19 protein-coding genes are annotated in these 16975 nt (G+C 61.9%); 5 read left to right on the forward strand and 14 right to left on the reverse strand.

The genetic code is table 11. The annotated features are described in order from the left end of the window. The first annotated feature begins 268 nt into the window (after positions 1 to 268). Positions 269 to 1258: a GGDEF domain-containing protein gene (locus ACVJNE_RS20145; RefSeq protein ID WP_499568494.1), complete on the forward strand. Its 990-nt coding sequence runs from the start codon at positions 269 to 271 to the stop codon at positions 1256 to 1258. Between the two features lie 63 nt (positions 1259 to 1321). Beyond that, on the forward strand, positions 1322 to 3937 hold the full coding sequence (locus ACVJNE_RS20150; RefSeq protein WP_499568496.1) for an EAL domain-containing protein: 2616 nt from the start codon (positions 1322 to 1324) through the stop codon (positions 3935 to 3937). 455 nt (positions 3938 to 4392) lie between these two features. Here ACVJNE_RS20150 and ACVJNE_RS20155 read toward each other — a convergent pair whose 3' ends face one another. The 13 genes from ACVJNE_RS20155 to ACVJNE_RS20215 all read right to left on the reverse strand — a co-directional run bounded on the left by ACVJNE_RS20155 (position 4393) and on the right by ACVJNE_RS20215 (position 14487). Continuing rightward, positions 4393 to 5646, reverse strand: coding sequence for a D-amino acid dehydrogenase (locus ACVJNE_RS20155; protein ID WP_499568498.1), 1254 nt, complete (start codon positions 5644 to 5646; stop codon positions 4393 to 4395). A gap of 371 nt (positions 5647 to 6017) precedes the next feature. Further along, positions 6018 to 6149: a hypothetical protein gene (locus ACVJNE_RS20160; protein WP_499568500.1), complete on the reverse strand. Its 132-nt coding sequence runs from the start codon at positions 6147 to 6149 to the stop codon at positions 6018 to 6020. Further along, a complete protein-coding gene (ccoS, locus tag ACVJNE_RS20165) occupies positions 6149 to 6355 on the reverse strand; it encodes a cbb3-type cytochrome oxidase assembly protein CcoS (protein WP_499568501.1) in 207 nt (68 codons plus the stop codon). Before ccoS ends, ACVJNE_RS20160 begins: the two co-directional genes overlap by 1 nt. Next, positions 6352 to 8604 carry a heavy metal translocating P-type ATPase gene (locus ACVJNE_RS20170; RefSeq protein ID WP_499568503.1) on the reverse strand — a complete coding sequence of 751 codons (2253 nt, stop codon included), beginning with the start codon at positions 8602 to 8604 and terminating at the stop codon, positions 6352 to 6354. The genes ccoS and ACVJNE_RS20170 overlap by 4 nt, the downstream gene beginning before the upstream one ends. Positions 8605 to 8607: 3 nt before the next feature. Then, positions 8608 to 9426 carry a DUF2189 domain-containing protein gene (locus ACVJNE_RS20175; RefSeq protein WP_499568504.1) on the reverse strand — a complete coding sequence of 273 codons (819 nt, stop codon included), beginning with the start codon at positions 9424 to 9426 and terminating at the stop codon, positions 8608 to 8610. A gap of 11 nt (positions 9427 to 9437) precedes the next feature. Next, positions 9438 to 9626, reverse strand: coding sequence for a hypothetical protein (locus tag ACVJNE_RS20180; protein ID WP_173193991.1), 189 nt, complete (start codon positions 9624 to 9626; stop codon positions 9438 to 9440). Continuing rightward, complete coding sequence (gene ccoP, locus ACVJNE_RS20185; RefSeq protein WP_499568506.1) at positions 9623 to 10504, reverse strand: cytochrome-c oxidase, cbb3-type subunit III; 882 nt, start codon at positions 10502 to 10504, stop codon at positions 9623 to 9625. Before ccoP ends, ACVJNE_RS20180 begins: the two co-directional genes overlap by 4 nt. Continuing rightward, positions 10492 to 10665, reverse strand: coding sequence for a cbb3-type cytochrome c oxidase subunit 3 (locus tag ACVJNE_RS20190; protein ID WP_499568508.1), 174 nt, complete (start codon positions 10663 to 10665; stop codon positions 10492 to 10494). The genes ccoP and ACVJNE_RS20190 overlap by 13 nt, the downstream gene beginning before the upstream one ends. Before the next feature lie 10 nt (positions 10666 to 10675). Further along, the gene (ccoO, locus tag ACVJNE_RS20195; RefSeq protein WP_499568509.1) at positions 10676 to 11428 is read right to left on the reverse strand and encodes a cytochrome-c oxidase, cbb3-type subunit II; all 753 of its coding nucleotides are present in this window, start codon (positions 11426 to 11428) and stop codon (positions 10676 to 10678) included. Between the two features lie 3 nt (positions 11429 to 11431). Further along, positions 11432 to 13066: a cytochrome-c oxidase, cbb3-type subunit I gene (ccoN, locus tag ACVJNE_RS20200; RefSeq protein ID WP_499568725.1), complete on the reverse strand. Its 1635-nt coding sequence runs from the start codon at positions 13064 to 13066 to the stop codon at positions 11432 to 11434. Between the two features lie 34 nt (positions 13067 to 13100). Further along, positions 13101 to 13556 carry an Rrf2 family transcriptional regulator gene (locus tag ACVJNE_RS20205; protein ID WP_499568511.1) on the reverse strand — a complete coding sequence of 152 codons (456 nt, stop codon included), beginning with the start codon at positions 13554 to 13556 and terminating at the stop codon, positions 13101 to 13103. A gap of 3 nt (positions 13557 to 13559) precedes the next feature. Next, positions 13560 to 14039 carry a DUF4149 domain-containing protein gene (locus ACVJNE_RS20210; RefSeq protein WP_499568513.1) on the reverse strand — a complete coding sequence of 160 codons (480 nt, stop codon included), beginning with the start codon at positions 14037 to 14039 and terminating at the stop codon, positions 13560 to 13562. Position 14040: 1 nt separating this feature from the next. After that, positions 14041 to 14487: a group III truncated hemoglobin gene (locus ACVJNE_RS20215; RefSeq protein WP_499568515.1), complete on the reverse strand. Its 447-nt coding sequence runs from the start codon at positions 14485 to 14487 to the stop codon at positions 14041 to 14043. A gap of 167 nt (positions 14488 to 14654) precedes the next feature. Between ACVJNE_RS20215 and ACVJNE_RS20220 the strand changes: the two genes are divergently transcribed. From ACVJNE_RS20220 to ACVJNE_RS20230, 3 genes are read left to right on the forward strand one after another with little or no spacing between them, the layout of a single operon-like run. Further along, on the forward strand, positions 14655 to 14921 hold the full coding sequence (locus ACVJNE_RS20220) for a DUF1858 domain-containing protein (RefSeq protein WP_499568516.1): 267 nt from the start codon (positions 14655 to 14657) through the stop codon (positions 14919 to 14921). Position 14922: 1 nt separating this feature from the next. Further along, positions 14923 to 15192 carry a DUF6455 family protein gene (locus ACVJNE_RS20225; protein WP_499568518.1) on the forward strand — a complete coding sequence of 90 codons (270 nt, stop codon included), beginning with the start codon at positions 14923 to 14925 and terminating at the stop codon, positions 15190 to 15192. A 59-nt stretch (positions 15193 to 15251) separates the two neighbouring features. Continuing rightward, positions 15252 to 16115: a DUF6544 family protein gene (locus tag ACVJNE_RS20230; RefSeq protein WP_499568520.1), complete on the forward strand. Its 864-nt coding sequence runs from the start codon at positions 15252 to 15254 to the stop codon at positions 16113 to 16115. Positions 16116 to 16142: 27 nt separating this feature from the next. Here the strand turns inward: ACVJNE_RS20230 and ACVJNE_RS20235 are convergent, their stop codons facing one another. After that, positions 16143 to 16841, reverse strand: a complete 699-nt coding sequence (locus ACVJNE_RS20235; protein ID WP_499568521.1) for a Crp/Fnr family transcriptional regulator — start codon at positions 16839 to 16841, stop codon at positions 16143 to 16145. Positions 16842 to 16975: the final 134 nt, after the last annotated feature.

Here is a 16975-nt window from a genome sequence, read left to right on the forward strand (position 1 = left end):
GCGCTTGAACTCGTCACTGAAATTGCCGGTCCCCATCATGGCCTCCTTGCCTCAAATTTAGGGAAGAAGGCGTCCACAAATCTAGGGGCTATTCACAATACGCAACCTTGAGACCGCCAAATCAAATAGATGTGCCGACAGGGCTCGACCGGTCTGCCCCCATCTTGCCGCGCAATAACTATAGATTCCTTCCTTCTAATTTAAAAGAATCTCAACCCGGCTGTCACAAACTGCTGCACCTAGCGTACCGAGATGTTTGGCGATCACCGTGGCTGAACTGACAAACAACACGCAGAACGTCCAGACTGCCTACGTACTTATGCGTCGGACGCTGGACCTTCTACCGGATGGTGTTCTGATTATCGGACACAATCGTGAAGTGCTCTACTTCAACGAGGCGTTCGAACGGCTGTGGCGTATCCCCCACGATGTCGCCAAGGACGGCGACATTGCCATGCTTGATCACGTTGTAAGCCAACTTGACGATCCAACGTCGTTCGTGGCCCTCGTGGAACAGCTCTATGAAAGTTCCGAATTCTCCGAAGACGAACTGACCTTCAAGGATGGACGGGTCTTCAACAGGCGCAGCGTTGCCCTGGAAGACGGTGGCGGCGGCTACAGCAGAATCTGGATATTCAGCGATGTGACAGAAGCATGGAGCGCGCGGATCGACGTGTTGACCGGGTTACTTAACCGGCGTGCATACGCCAACGAACTCCCCGAATTCATGGCTTCCACCGAGCATGGCCGCACGAAGTCATTTGCACTGGTCGATGTGGATCAGTTCAAGTCGTACAATGACAGCTATGGTCATGCGGCCGGAGATGCTGTCCTTGAGAGGATTGGCGAGATATTGCGTCATGCTTGCGACAGCAATACAGCCTCGGCATATCGTATCGGCGGAGAAGAATTTGCTGTCACGTGCGTATCTGATGACGACCACGCAGCACTCTCTTTCCATCAGGCAATTTTGCAGCACATTCGCCAAGAAGTCGTAAAGCACGATGGAAACCATCCCCACGGCATTGTCACCGTCTCTGTAGGTCTTGGGCTCTTCTCGGGGCCTGCAGACGCAAAGGTTGTCTTTGCGTCTGTCGATCGCGCGCTATATCGGGCGAAGAAGCTGGGCAGAAACACAATTGCGCTTGAGCCGATAGGGCATCTCTCAGGGCTCGCGTCAAATCAAGCACCGGAGACGTTCAATAAATTGCAAGATCATTCTCCCCAACGCAATATGATTTTAACCGAAACAGGTTAGCCCGAGAGGTAAATGGACCGCAGGGCTCTCACTATGTTCGCTTCCATGAGGACGAATACCGAGATGGCGCAAAAAGACCGCTTATTCGATGTCCTCACACATTCAGTGCCCGGCTTCGTTTGGCTGTCCGATCCCAACGGCAATGTTGAATTCGTTAATGATGCGTGGTGTGAATACACCGGTCTCACGTGCACCGCGTCACTTGGAAAGGGATGGGCCCAGATGGTCCACCCCGATGATCTTGCTGCTCTTGGAGCGATCTGGCCGCCACAGGCCAATGGTCAGAATCCGGCCTATCAAATCCAACTGCGGTTTCGCCATAAGAATGGGCAGTATCGCTGGCACATGGTGCGCGCCAATCCGGTTGCAGATAGCGACGGGCAGTGGATCGGTTGCTCGACTGATATACATGATCTGGTCGCCATGCAGACGAGAGATCGTGCTCAGGCCGAGATCCTCAACAAGGTCGCTGCCGGCGACGACGTTTTCTCCATCCTAGAAGAACTTTGTACGCTGGGCGAAGAGCAGCTGCCAGGCAGTCGTTGTACGGTTCTCCTCCTGAACGACGGTGGCACAGAATTCACCGGTGGTGCGGCCCCATTTCTTCCTGACACTGTTCATTCGTTGATACCCGGCACGAAGGTCGGAACTGGTGTCGGCTCCTGCGGCACTGCGGCTTTCGAGAAGCGCGATGTCGTTTCAGAATGTATCGCGACCGATCCTTTATGGGATGATTGGCGAGAAGCATTCACACCACTTGGCATCAAGGCTTGCTGGTCGCTGCCGGTATATGGGCCCGATGGTGATGTGCTCGCAACGTTCGGCTTCTATTTCTGCGAGGAGCGTGCCCCCCGGGAGGATGAGCTCAAGAACCTCGACAATCTGCGGCGCTTGGCATCCGTAGCCATCGACAAGGCGCGAACAGCGCAGGCCCTTCGGGAAAGCGAAGAACATTATCGCCACACAGTCGAGCACAACCCGCAGATCCCATGGACTGCCGATCCGCAGGGGCGGATATTGAGTTTGTCGTCGCGTTGGAAGGAAGCGACCGGCTTGCCGGTGGAAAGTGCCATTGGTCATGGGTGGTTCCAGGCTCTCCATCCTGAGGACGTTGACCGCGTAAGGGGCTATTGGGCGGAAAGGCTTCAAACCGGTGAGCCGGCGGACCTGAAGTATCGCATACGCCTGGACGACCACACCTATCGATGGGTTCGAGCTCGGGCAACGCCGAGACGCGATGAGAATGGCCAGATCGTCAAATGGTATGGTGCAGTGGAAGACATCCACGACCTTGAATTGGCCACTGAGCGGCTTCACAGGCAGGCTTATGTTGACGATTTGACGCGGCTTGCGAACAGGCGGTCTGTTGAAGAAGAGTTGGCGCGCTTGCTACAGGAGTCCCGAGTTTGCGGTCCCGTCGAACTTCTGGTCGTAGATCTCTCTGGCTTCCGGCACCTGAACGATCGCTTTGGTCATGAGACGGGGGATGCGGTCCTCCGGCTCTTTGCGATTCTTCTGCGCAAGTGCCTATCTGAAACCGATGTGATTGGGCGGATTGCGGGCGACCAGTTCGTGGTGATGCTTCACGTGCCCATTGGTGAAGCCGGCTTGCAGCCGTTTGCGGTCAAGCTCGCCCGCGAACTCGAGCATCGAATGGATCGGAACACAAGAACGCGCAATGTTGGAGTCCGTATCGGTTGCGCCCGGTCGTTGGTTGGTGATCGTTGCGACGATTTGATCCGCCGCGCAAAAATGGCACTGTACGCAGCCAAGGAAGACAGCAAACAACCAGCCAGGTTGTTCACGCCTGCTCTTCAGCGCACTATCAACGAGCGTGCCGATCAGCTGGAACTCGCCAGACAGGCACTCAGGTCTCGCTGGTTGGTTCCCTACTACCAGCCCATGATCGATTTCAGATCTGGCAAGGTGGCTGGCGCTGAGGCTCTGCTTCGGGTCGACCATCCCACCGATGGGATACTCTCCCCTGCGTCTATATGGGCTGCACTTGACGCTCCCAAGCTCAGCAAGTTGATCAACGACCAAATGATGGCGCTCGTGCTTTCTGACCTACGTGAATGGGGGCCATGGCCTGCCTCGGTGGGAAGCATCTCGATCAATCTCTCGGGCGAAATGCTAATGCAGGAGGGGCTAGCGCGCTCGCTGCTGCGGAAGCTTGAGCGTAAATCCGTCAAACCACACCAGCTCACTGTCGAAATTACTGAACGTGTGCTGGTGGACGAGCTCGCCCCAAAGACGCGCCAATGCTTGGAGCAATTGCAGAGGCATGGCGTTCGGGTGTCGCTCGACGATTTCGGCACCGGCTTTGCATCACTCACGCACCTTCAGCGACTCCCGGTGAACGAAATCAAGATCGATCGATCTTTTGTCAGCGATCTCGGCCAGAGCGGCACCGGGACGGCGATTGTAAAATCGATGATCCATCTGGCGCTAAACATGGGAATAGATGTCGTAGCAGAAGGGGTGGAGACCGCTGAGCAGGCACGCCTGTTGCAAGAATGGGGGTGCAGATACGCCCAAGGGTATTATTTCTCCAAGCCTTTGCCAGCGGATGAGTTCGGTGCGGTTTGGTGTGATGTTGCGAAGCCCGACCGCGGAACATTCAAGCAAAAGCGCGCCCTTCCGACGCGAAGTGATGGTGTTGCAGTTCCGCATAGCTAGCCGTCAGCTCGGCAAGCGACCAGGCGTCGAGATCGTGCCTCATATCACGTGCGCGCAGAGATCAACGCGTATGGTCTGGCTGGTTCCGCCCGTTGCCGCCGTTGGCGCAGCGATGCCCGCCGTGATGCCGGACCATGTCTCGGTGGCTGGAATCGGGACCGATCGCAGGAACTCGTTCTCGGCAACCGGAGGCGTACCGTTCAAGAGGACAACGCGGGAGCTGAAATCGGTCGCCTCCCTATAATGGAAGCTCTCTTCCAAAGACCGACGAAGTAGGTCTCGCACCCGGACCCTTGTAGCGCTGTCGCGACTTCGGGCGCTCCGGCTCCATAGCCGTTTGCCGTCACCACGGCGGGACCGTCAGCCGACTTTGTCAGTTCGACAGCAACCGGCAGGCGGAACGATCGCCTCGAAATCGACCGTGGGGACCGCACGCGCCCGCATCGCCCGCGCGCTCATGAGCGGTACCGTGCGGGATTGAGGTCCGATACGTCGATATCGGGAACCTTGTCCGAGACGAGGTCCGCGAGAACGCGTCCCGAGCCGCACGCCATCGTCCAACCGAGCGTTCCATGTCCGGTGTTGACGTAGAGCCCAGGGATGGACGTGGCGCCGATGATCGGCGGGCCGTCCGGGGTCATTGGTCTCAACCCACACCAGAAAGATGCGGCAGCAACGTCGCCCGCCCCCGGGAACAGGTCGGTAACCGAATGTTCGAGCGGCCTGCGGCGGGAGGGCGGCAAGGACAGATCGAAGCCCGATATCTCGGCAGTTCCACCGACGCGGATGCGGCCGCTCAGGCGCGTGATGGCGATCTTGTAGGTCTCATCCATCACCGTCGATACAGGCGCGGCAGTGGCATCAGTCACGGGTATGGTCAGCGAGTAGCCTTTCACCGGATAGACAGGAACATGCACGCCGACGGGGGCGAGTAATCGCGGAGAATGGCTTCCGGCAGCGACGACGACTGCGTCCGCCGTAAGCAGCCCGCCGGCGGTCTGGACGCCCGTGACCCTGCCGCCTTCGTGGACAAGTCCCTGGACCGAGACGCCAAAACGGAAATCGACCGCGGCGGAGGCGAGAGCCGCCAGCTTCTCGGTAAAGACGCGGCAATCTCCGGTCTCGTCGCCGGGAAGCCGCAGGCCCCCAACGAACTTCTCCGTCACCCGCGCGAGCGCCGGTTCCGCGGCGACACAGCCCGATGGGGCAAGGACAGTGAAATCAACCCCGAACTGCTTGAGGACCTCGACGTCGCCGACGATTCCGTCGAGTTGCTTCTGGGTGCGGAACAGCTGCAGGGTACCCTGCGATCGCTCGTCGTATTCGATGGCGGTTGTAGCCCTCAACTCGCGAAGGCAGTCACGGCTGTACTCCGCGATCGGCACCATGCGCGCCTTGTTCACGGCGTAGCGCCGCGACGTGCAGTTGGCGAGCATCTGCAAAACCCACGACCACATCGCCGGATCGAACCGGGGACGGATGGCGAGAGGGCCGTGCTTCATCAGGAGCCAACTGATCGCCTTCAGGGGCACTCCGGGCCCCGCCCACGGTGAGGAATAGCCAGGCGACACCTCACCAGCATTGGCGTAGCTCGTTTCCAGTGCGGGACCCGGCTGCCGGTCGAGGACGGTGACTTCGTGTCCGGCGCGCGCCAGATACCACGCAGATGTCACGCCGATGACCCCGCTGCCTACGATGAGAACCCTCATGTCCGCCTCCTGCGGACGGCGAGTTTGGAAGCCGCGCACATGCGGCTGGGGCGTCTGTCGATCATCATGCATCTCCACCGGGCCAGCGGCGGCGGACCCGGAAATCAGAACCGAATTTTTGACTTGGTTGGATTTCCGGCCCCCGGTCGACGGCCTTGCGGCCGCGCCAGGGCTAGATGCATGCGATAAGGCTACCCGCGTGGTTCATGAACCGGATGCGGGTCCGCGATGATGTCCTGTCCATTCGAGAAGTGGGCACAGCACGAACTCAAGTGTTTCCAAGTTCCACAATAACGCAGGCAACGCTGCTTGCAATGACCTGGCCCACGATTCCGGCGCATCCGGAGGCAGCTGTGCGTGTTGCTGTAGTCTCAGAACAGCAGAGCGAGCACAGCCACCGACGCGACTGCCAGAGCGATCATGCTCGGTATCATCACGGCTACGCCCGAACCGAATGCGAGCGCCGCCACCCAATCGAATTTCCTGTCGGTACGCTCGCGCATCATTCGCTCCGTGCTTCGGCAACGTTGGTCCGCTCAAGATCGTTCCGATCCCGTAGCGGTGCGTCGTCTATCTCGTGCAGCAAAACTCGCTCGGCCGCGCCGTCCAGGTCTTCCAGCTGCCCACTCCTCATTGACCACAGGAATGCGATCAGGCCAACAAGCCCCATGCCCAGTGCAACCGGGACCAGCCACGACAACAGGCTCATGTCGCCTCCGAAAGCCGAAGCGACTTCCAGGCGGTCCTGTCGCGTGATGGCGCTCCGCCTCGCCCTGCAAGGCGCAGTGCGTTGGCGACGACCAGAACCGACGAAGTCGACATTGCCACCGCGGCAACAAGGGGGGTCACGTATCCTGCGAGCGCAAGCGGCAGTGCCATCGCATTATAGGCGATCGAGAGCCCGATATTCTGCGTAGCTAGCCGCTTCGCCTGGCGCGCGACCACGATCGCCTCCGGCACGCTGTTGAGACTGGAGCCAAGGAAGACCAAATCGGCTGCGTTCCGGCCGACATCGGCTGCCGACGAGGGGGCCATCGAAACGTGGGCCGCGCCGAGAGCGGGGGCATCGTTGAGCCCGTCGCCGACCATGAGGATCTTGCGGCCATGAGATGCGAGGGCTTCGAGGCGAGCGACCTTGTCGCGGGGAAGCATGCGTCCCTTCGCCTGATCGATCCCCACGGTACTTGCCGCCTCGGCGACCGCCTCCTCGTCGTCGCCCGACAGGATTTCTGCAGAGAGTCCGAGCCGACGCAGCTGCCTCACCGCTTCGCAGGCGCTGGGCCGCAGCGTGTCGGCGATCTCGAAGCCGCCCAGCACGCGACCGTCGACGGAGAGCCAGGACGCGGCAGGAACTTGGCTGGCAGCTGAAGCACCAACCCAGTCCTGGCGGCCAAGCCTGTAGGTTCGGCCCGCTATTCTGCCTTCGATGCCGTTTCCTGGCGTCTCGCGCACGTCCTCGACGATCAGCGAAGGCGCGGGCGCAAGCGCGGCCACTGCCCGCGAGGCAGGATGCCGCGACATTCGGGCAAGCGCGGCGGCGGCCCCCAGTTCGCGCTCGGGCACGGTGAATGACGTCACCCGGGCCATTCCCTCCGTCAGCGTGCCAGTCTTGTCTAGGACGACGTGGTCGACCTCCGCCAGCCGTTCCAGCGCAGCCCCGTCCTTGAGCGTCACTCCGAACGAGAACAGCCGCCGCGCTGCGACCGCGTGGACTATCGGAACTGCGAGCCCCAACGCACACGGGCACGTGATGATCAGGACTGCGATGGCGATCGTCAGCGACCTGTGCACGTCCCCGGTGGCCCAGAGCCATGCAAGGAAGGCCGAAAAGGCGACGCCATGGACGACAGGGGAGTAGAGCGAGGCGGCCCGGTCGGCGATGCGGCGGTAGCGCGCCCTGCCGCCTTCGGCCGCCTCCATCAGCCGCACCATGTCGGAGAGGAACGAATCCTTCTGCTGACGGTCCACGATTACGGTCAGCGGCCCGTCGAGGTTGAGCGAACCCGACAGGATCTGCGATCCCGGACCGACCTGTTCAGCGGCGGACTCGCCGGTCACGATCGACAGGTCCAGCGAAGCGGAGCCCGACACGACGGTTCCGTCGACGGGCACCCGTTCGCCGGCAAGAACGAGAACAGTTTCCCCGGCTCTGATCGCCGAGGTCTCACGATACTCGCGGCCGCCGTCCGGCGCGACCACCGTCGCCCCGCGCGGCATCATCCTGGCGAGCGACCTGACCGCGTCACGGGCACGTCCGCGCATCGCCCGGTCGACGGTCCGTCCGGCCAGCAGAAAAAACAGTAGCGAGGTCAACGCGTCGAAATAGGCGTGCGGGCCTCCCGCCACGGTATCGTAGAGGCTCATAAAAAATGCGAGCAGCACGCCGACGCTGATCGGCACGTCCATGTTGGTGCGTCCGACGCGCAAAGCGCTCCAGGCAGACAGAAAGAAGATGCGTCCCGAATAGATCAGCGCGGGAAGGGCTAGCGCGGCCGAGATCATATGGAAGGCTTGCCGCGTCTCGTTGCCAGCACCTGACCAGACCGAGACGGATAGTAGCATGATGTTCATTGCCGCGAAGCCCGCCACGGCACTAGCCCGCAGGAGCCGCGCCATCTCGGGATCGGCGGCACTGTCCTCAACCTCCGTCAGGCTGGCGTCGTATCCCGCGCCGCGCAGGACATCGATCAGCGGAGGTACGCCAGTTTCTCGCCTCCATTTCACGACGACGCGTCTGGCGGTCAGGTTGACCCGTGCAGAAACGACGCCCTCCAGTCTCGCGAGCGTTCCTTCGATGGTCCGGATGCATCCGGCGCAGTGCGCTGCCGGAACGGACAGGTCGGTCTGCAACGTGCCGTCGCCGAGATCGCGACTGGCGAGAAGGATCTCGCGGTCATCGAGAAGGCGGGCAGGTCCGATTTCGAGGGCCCCTTCGGTTCCGGGCGCGCAGCAGCTCAAGGCTCATTCCTCCGGGCGCGCCACTGCCTTGTAGGCATGCCATGTAGCGTGCCCGAGAAGCGGGAAGATGACGATCATGCCGACCAGTCCCGTCGCCACGCAGGCAGCGAAGAGCACCAGGACCATGGCTCCCCAGGCGATCATGGTTGGCAGGTTGTTCCAGACGAGCTTCATGCTCGTGCCCATGGCGGTGAGCGCGTCGACGCGGCGATCAAGCAGCATGGGGACGGCAAAGACGCTGACCGAGAAGGCGAATGCGGCGAACAGGCCGCCTATGGCCGTGCCGATGACGAGCATCGCCCAGCCGGAGGGCGTGCCAAGCAGGATGCCGACGACATGCTCGAGGCCCGGGAAGGCGGTGACCCCGAAGAACAGCGACCAGAGCAGGACGGCGGCGCGCGTCCACAGCAGCATCACAAGGCTGAGCAGGAGCCCGGTGAAGAACACCTGCGCACCGGCCCTTGGCCTGACGCGCAGCATCGATCCGAGTGTGATTGGCCTGTTTTCCCCGATCGCGCGGCTCTTCTCGTAGAGCCCGATGGCAAGGAAGGGGGCGACGATCAGGAACCCCGCAAGCGCCGGGAACAGGATATAATCCCTGCCGAAGCCGACGAGCGTCCAGACGAAGAGTACGGACAGCACGAACACCCCCAGGCCGTAGGCAAGGCTCGATGAGGCGCCGTTCCAGAAATCACGCCACCCGGCGGCAAGCCAGCGTCGTCCCTCGAGCAGAGGCAGGTCGCGCTGAAGGGCTGGGTCATGCGTCTCGCCGATGCCAGACGTCTCGCTGAGCAGCCAGTATCCCTTGTCGGCTTCGCCCATGATTTCCTCCCTCAGCAGGCCGACTTGGCGGCGCGGTAGCCACCGTCGCCGTCGGCGGACTTCAGATGTTCGACACATTCCGGCTGCGACTGGAACGCGACGTAGACGAGGTGAGCGTTCGCGCCAGCGAAGAGCAGAAGACCCGCCGGGACAAGGACCCATGGCAGCCATCCGCCGGGGAGCCGCGCGCGTCCCCTCATGGCTGCGCCGTCCCGAGATCGTGGACGTAGACTGCCAGCGTCCTGATCTCAGCCGTGCTCAGGCGCTCGTCCCAGGTGGGCATGTGACCCTGACGGCCGCCATGGACGGAGGCGATGATCGTATCGAGATCGCCGCCATAGACCCAGTAGGCATCGGTCAGGTTCGGCGCGCCGACTTCCACGTCTCCCTGCGCGCTCTCGCCGTGACAGGCCGCGCAGGTGGTGGCGAAGACTTCGCGGCCCGCGTTGATGCGATCGAGGTTCGCCGGAGTCGAATAGTCGGGGTGCGTCAACGAGTAGACATAGGCGGCGACGCTGCGGACCTGCTCGCGGTCGAGCATCTCGTCGCGGCCAAAGGCTGGCATCTGGGCGACCCGGCTTTCTGGATGCGCAGTGTTGATGCCGACGCGCATCGTCTGCTCGATCAGCTCCGGGCCGCCACCCCACAGCCAGTCATCGTCCGTCAGGTCGGGATAGTTGGCGCGGCCCCTGCCGTCGCGGCCGTGGCACGCAGCGCAGTTGTCACCGAACAGCTGCCGCCCTGTGTCGCGCACGGTCCGCATCAATGCCTCGTCAGCGAGGATCGTGTCGTAGGGCTCGTTCTCCAGCCGCGTCGTCCAGGCTGAACGCTGCTGCTGGCCGTCGAGGAGCCGCGCCTCGACCGTCGTCTGTTGGTCGATACCGAGCAGGCCCTTCGTATAGGTTACGCCAAGTGGCCAGGCAGGCACCATGAACCACCAGAAGATCGCCCACACGTGGGTGACGATCAGGAACATCAGCACCCCGCGAGGAACAGGCGTATCCAGTTCCTTGATGCCGTTCCACTCGTGGCCCGTCGTCTCGCGTCCAGTGACGGGGTCGCGTTCTACTTCCGCCATGGCGTGTCGTCCCGTTCGAGGATGCTGTGCTTGGCCCGGTCGAACCGCTTCCTGTTCTTCGGCCAGAAGGCGTAGACGCAGACGGCCAGGAAAAACGCCATCATGTAGAACAGGCCCCAGCTCTTGGAGAAGGCGACCAGCGTTTCGTAAGAGAAGTCCATGTCTGCCTCCTTAGTCTTCCGGATCCGATGGCTGCTCGGTGGCCGCGGTATCCGTGTAGGCGGCGTTGGTCAGGCGGCCCAGCACCTGAAGGTAGGCCACGAGGGCATCCATCTCCGTGACCTGCGTGGCGACGCCGTCGAAGGCGCTGATGGTGGCTTCTTGGCCGTAGCGCTCGGTCACGCCGGAAGCGAATTCGGTGTCCGGGGTGGCCTGGCCGTAGGCGTCGCGCGCGGCGTTCTCCACCATCTCGTCGGTGTAGGGCACGCCCAATGATTGCTGCGCCGCCAGATGCTTGGGCAGGTCTTCCATCCTGAGCGGCGTGCGTGCCAGCCAGCGATAGGCGGGCATGTTGGACTCTGGAACGACGTCCCGCGGATTGTTGAGGTGCGCAACGTGCCAGAAGTCCGAATACTTGCCGCCGACGCGGGCAAGGTCCGGACCGGTCCGTTTCGAGCCCCACAGCATCGGGCGGTCGTACTGCGACTCCACCGCCAGCGAATACGGGCCGTAGCGCTCCACCTCGTCGCGCAGCGTCCTGATCATCTGGCTGTGGCAGGCATAGCAACCCTCGCGGACGTAGATGTTGCGCCCGGCCAGTTCGAGCGGCGTGTACATCCGCATGTCGGGGGCTTCCTCGACGGTCTCGTCGATTGTGAACAGCGGCGCAATCTCGACGATGCCGCCGACGCTGGCTGCTGCAATGATCGCGAGAACGAAGCCGATGGCCGAGCGCTCGAGCTTGCGATGGAAGAGTTCAGGCATCGGTCATTCTCCCGGAACGGCCGCTGGCTGGACAGGCGCATCGGAGCGGGTGGCGGCGAGCGGGGCCGCCCTGACCGTCATCCAGATGTTGTAGCAGCCGATGATCGTGCCAATGAGGAACAAAAGGCCTCCGAAGGCGCGGGCGATGTAGTAGGGATACATGGCGACCAGGCTGTCGACGAACGAATAGGCAAGTGCGCCTTCCTCCGTGTACGTCCTCCACATCAGCCCCTGGATGATGCCCGAATTCCACATCGCGAAGACGTAGATCAGGGTTCCCGCGATCGCGAGCCAGAAATGGACCTCGACCAGCGTGGCCGAGTACATGCGCTCGCGTTTCCAAAGGCTCGGCACCAGTGTGTAGAGCGAGCCGAAGGTGATGAGCGCTACCCACCCGAGCGCCCCTGCGTGGACGTGACCGACGGTCCAGTCGGTGTAGTGGCTGAGCGAGTTGACCGGGCGGATCGCCATGAACGAGCCCTCGAAGGTCGAAAGCCCGTAGAATACGGCCGCTGCCATCATGAAGCGCAACGTCGCATCGTCCCGCACCCGGTGCCAGGCGCCGTTGAGGGTCAACAGCGCGTTACCCGCCGACGCCCATGACGGCACGAGCAGCATGACCGAGAAGGTCATTCCGAGCGTCTGTACCCAGTGGGGCAGGGCGGTGTAGTGCAGATGATGCGAGCCGGCCCACATATAGAAGAAGGTGATGCCCCAGAAGCTGAGGATCGAAAGCCGATAGGAAAAGATCGGGCGCTGTGCCCGCACGGGCAGGTAGTAGTACAACATCCCCAGGAAGCCTGCCGTCAGGAAGAAGGCGACCGCGTTGTGCCCGTACCACCACTGCACCATCGCGTCCTGCACGCCCGGCCAGATCGTGTAGCTCTTGGCGTGCCCCCAGGAGATCGGGACCGCCAGATTGTTGACGATATGGAGGATGGCCACGACCAGGATGAAGGCCATGAAGTACCAGTTGGCGACGTAGATGTGCGGTTCCTTCCGCCGTGCGATCGTCGCAATGTAGAGGACGAAGTAGGTCACCCACACGATCACCAGCCACAAGTCGGCGTACCACTCAGCCTCGGCATATTCCTTCGATTGGGTCACGCCGAGGAGGTAGCCGGAAACGGCGAGCAAACAGAACAGGTTGAAGCCTAGCAGCACGAACCACGGGCTGACCTGTCCCGCTAGCCTCGCACGCGATGTCCTCTGGACAACGTGGAATGAGGTCGCGATCAGCGCATTGCCGCCGAAGCCGAATATCACGCCGCTGGTGTGGGCCGGACGAAGCCGACCGAAGGAAGACCATGCGGCGTCGAAGGCCAGTTCGGGCCAGGCCAACTGGGCAGCGACCCAGACACCCATGAACATGCCGAACACGGCCCAGGCCATCGAAAGCACGATGCCGACCTTGATCGGATCGTCGTAGTAGGATGCGGCCCGGTCCTCGTTTGGCTCGGGGCCATAGAAGGAAGAAAGAACCAGATAGAGCAGCGCGCCCGCGAACACCATGATAATCACGCCATGAACGCCCAGAGTGTCATTCCGGCCTAGTATGGCGAGTGCGGCTCCAGCAACAGCAAGGGTGAGAAGGATAATGGCTGCGTTCTGCCGCTCGCTGGACGTGAGCTGTTCGATCATGTTGCCTCCATGCTGTACTGGATAACCTGCCTCATGCGGCCCTGGGTGGGTTTGAGGGTGTTTCCAGCAACGCTTCGAGCAATGTTCGATTTGCGACGATATCCGCCAGAGTATAAGCATCGAACACCGCGAGGAAAGCTTCAACGGCCTTGCCGACAATGCCCTTCAACCTGCACGCCGGCGATATGACGCACGTCCCGCCATCCGACCGCTGACATTCCACCATCGCGAATCCGTCCTCGGTTCCGCGCACGACATCACCGAGGTTAATGTCCTCTGGCCGCTGGGCAAGGGCGATGCCTCCTAACCGGCCTCGGGTCGTTCTGACATAGCCAAGGCGCCCGAGATTCAGCGCGACCTTCAGAAGGTGATTACGTGAGAGACCGTACGCATCGGCGACATCGGACACAGTCGTGGATCGCCCTTCGCGCAATGCGAGGAAGATCAGCATGCGCAGTGAATAATCGGTGTAGAGGGTCAGTTTCATCCCTTATTCCACGCTCGTCTGGGGCTTGTCCCGCCAACCTAGCCTGAATAGTGCCACCAATGCGACCGCAGCCAGCGCCGTTGCCTTGCTCGCTTCCAGCGTCGCGTAGAGCAGATGATGGGCAGAGGGCGGCATCGGCTGGCCAGAAAGAACTGCATCGACACGTGCGTCGAGAGCAGGCAGCAGCCAAAGCGCCTGAGTCAGAACGATTAGAACGGCCGCAAAAGACAGCACCACCTCCGCACGTGGTGCTCTTGGAATGAAAGTGGCTATGACGAGGAACGCAGATAGACCCCATTCCACCTTTGAAAACGCAGCAAAGGTCACTTGTCCCACTTCAAGTGCACTGGGGAGCGCCAGTGAAGGAGCCTGAAACTTAATAGGCGTCGCAAGGAACGAAACGCCAATGAGCATGCCCAACCAGGCTGTTGCCACAAAGGCGGTCACGGCGTCGGGAAAGGGTTCGGTGGAGCGAAGGGGCATCCTAGCTCTCCGCGGGTGACGGGCCGGGAGCCGAAAGTCGGTAGAACATTGCAAGTTTGAGGCTCTGGGCGATGCGCTCGGCGCGCTCGACAAAGACGGCAGCGACCGCCGGCTCGCAGACTTCTGCTGCCGTCTGTCTGAAAATGCCGAGCCAGATATCGAAGTCCTCCTCCCGCACCTGTTTCAGCTTGAGATGAGCTGGAACCGGTCTGCCGCTGTAAGCGCCGTTCTTCAGGATCACCGAGCACCAGAAGTCGGTCATTTTCTCCAGGTGGGGTTCCCAGTCGCCGTCGATTTCCGAAGCGAATATCGGGCCCAGGCGGCTATCGGCGCGCACGCGGGAATAGAAGTCCCTGACAAGCGCGCCGATGAACGCGCGGTCCATGAGGGGATGCACGAGCGGCTGCTCGGGCTGCGGTCGGATGGCATCTCTTGCGGCAGGAATCATGGCGGTCACCAAAAAGTGGCATCTCTTTAGCCACTTTTACGAGCCAGCTCCTCCGATCGCAAGTGCGCTGATGTCGCGGCTGGCGCGAAACGCTGCGTACCGTCGATTTGTTTGCGCCGGCGCAAAGTCCGGACGCCACCGAGGTGGTCATATGGTGTTCTTTGGAGATGCTGGACGTGAAACCACCACTGACGATCGACCCGGACATGACGGTCGATGAGATCATGCGACGATGGCCTGCCACGATCCGGGTGTTCATTCGACACCGGATGCTGTGCATCGGCTGCCCGATCGGCGTGTTCCACAATCTGACGGACGCGTGTGACGCACACCGCCTCTATGAGGAGACAGTCTCGCGCGAGCTTCTGGCAGCCATGAAGAACGACGACCTGGTGAGCGGGCCGTCGGTGTTCGAAACAACCGGAGCGAGGTGAGATGATGAAGATCATGGGACGGGTACAAGCAAGGCTGGATCAGTCCGGCGAGATCATGGCGCGGGGCCGCGTCAATATGGCCGAGGGCGGCTTCGCTGCGGAAAACGACATGCGGAACGCGATCTGGCGCTGCGTTCTTTGCCGTCACGGCGACGATTGCCGCGACTGGCTGGCTGCGGGACGAACTGACATTCCCGACTTCTGTCCCAACCGGGGCATCTATGCGAAATATGCCAGCGCGGGCGGCACCCACGCGGCGTCGGTTGCTTGACCCCGATCTGACGCGACGGCGCTTCGTCGGAGGCCTCTGCGGGAAGGAAAGGCAGGCCGATGGTCATCCTGGCAGGAATCGTCTGGTGGGCGTTGGCAGTCGTGATCGCCGCGGTCGCGGCGCTGACGGTGCTGCGCATGTCCGATCAGCGGAACGCTGACACCGTGTGGAAGTCGCTCTGGTCCGACTCGGTGCAGGATGTGGCGGAGTTCGATCGCTCCATGGTCGACGGGCTGCCAGAGCCCGCCCGTCGCAATTTTCTCTATACGATCGGAGAGGGCGTGTCGCTTCGGACCGTCGCGGAAATCGAGATGGAAGGGGAGATCGGCCTTGGCGACAGGTCCGACCCTCGCTATCTCGCCATGAGGGGCCATCAGGTCATCGCGCCCCCGCGCGGATTTGTGTGGAAGGTGGACGCGGGATCGGGGTTGATGTCCTTGTCAGGGTCGGACGGTTTCGACAGCTCACGGTCGTGGGTCCGGTTCTGGCTGCTGACGTTGATTCCAGTTGTCCGGGAAGGTGGCACTCCGGACCACGCCCGGTCGGCCTTCGGACGCGTCGTCGCCGAATCCGTCTTTTTCGCGCCAGCCGCGCTGCTGCCTGGCAAAGGAGTCGAGTGGGAAGCCGTTGGCCCGGACACTGCGCGCGCAACGGTCAGCTATCGCGACATGGTCCAGTCGGTCGACGTTTCGGTCGACGAGGAAGGGCGACCCCACAATGTCGTCATTCAGCGGTGGAGCAACGCCAACCCCCAGAAGGAATACCAGAGCCAGCCATTCGGAGGCAGGCTCTCCGAGTTCCGCTCCTTTGATGGCTATATGCTGCCGACGCGGATCGAAGGAGGAAACTTCATCGGTACGCCGGACTACTTCCCGTTCTATCGAGCCCATGTCCTCAGCATCAGGTTCATCGAAGAGCCATGACTGCCAAACGCGGACGGCGCCCGAGGCCTATTTCCTGCGACGGTTCTCCGCCACGACCATGAGGCCGTGCGGATTTGTCACGACGACCCGCTGACGCCCGCCCTTCACGAGGCCTTCGTCTTCCCAGGCGCTGAGCAACCTGCTCACCGTGTGAAGCGTCGTTCCCGTCATCTCGGCAATGTCCTGCCTCGTGATCGGAAAGTCGATTTCGATGCCTTGTTCAGTCTTCCGGCCTGACTGGCTGACGATCCGTAGCAGGGCATGCGCAATACGCTGCTCCACCTGCTGCGTCGACATCTCCATGACCTGCGCCTGCGTCTCCTGCAGCCGCGAGCCGATCGTCTGGTATGCGCTCGCAGCGAAGGAGGGGACGCGGGCCTGAAGATCAGGCCACGCGGCGTTGGGCCAGGTGAGAACGACGCAGTCGACCGCGGCAACTGCGGACGCTGGATAAGTGCTCCGTCCCATCGCCACGGCGATCCCGAAGAGTTCGCCTTCGTTGATGTAGCGCGCGATCACCTGGTGGCCTTCGGGCGAGGTCCGCACGACCCTGATGTGGCCCGCCAGCAGCAGGAAGAAGGAAGCTGCTTCCCCGCCCTGAGAAAAAACTTCGGAATCCTTGGGAAAGCGCGACGACCGCGCCCGGGCCAGTACGGCGTCGAGTCCGGGACCGTCCAGATCCGCGAACGCGGGCAGTCCGGCGATAAGGCTCCTGTCCAGCGTCATCCTGCTTCCAGCGGTCTCCGGCACTGCTTCCGATACGGTTTCTAGCTGCTGTTTGCTCTGGCGCAAACAGCATATCGCCTCGGGAAGGTATCACGAATGCAACGGCGATCGCAGCCGGGTACCAAGAAAGGACA

It is taken from the genome of Mesorhizobium sp. DxT (assembly GCF_058448885.1).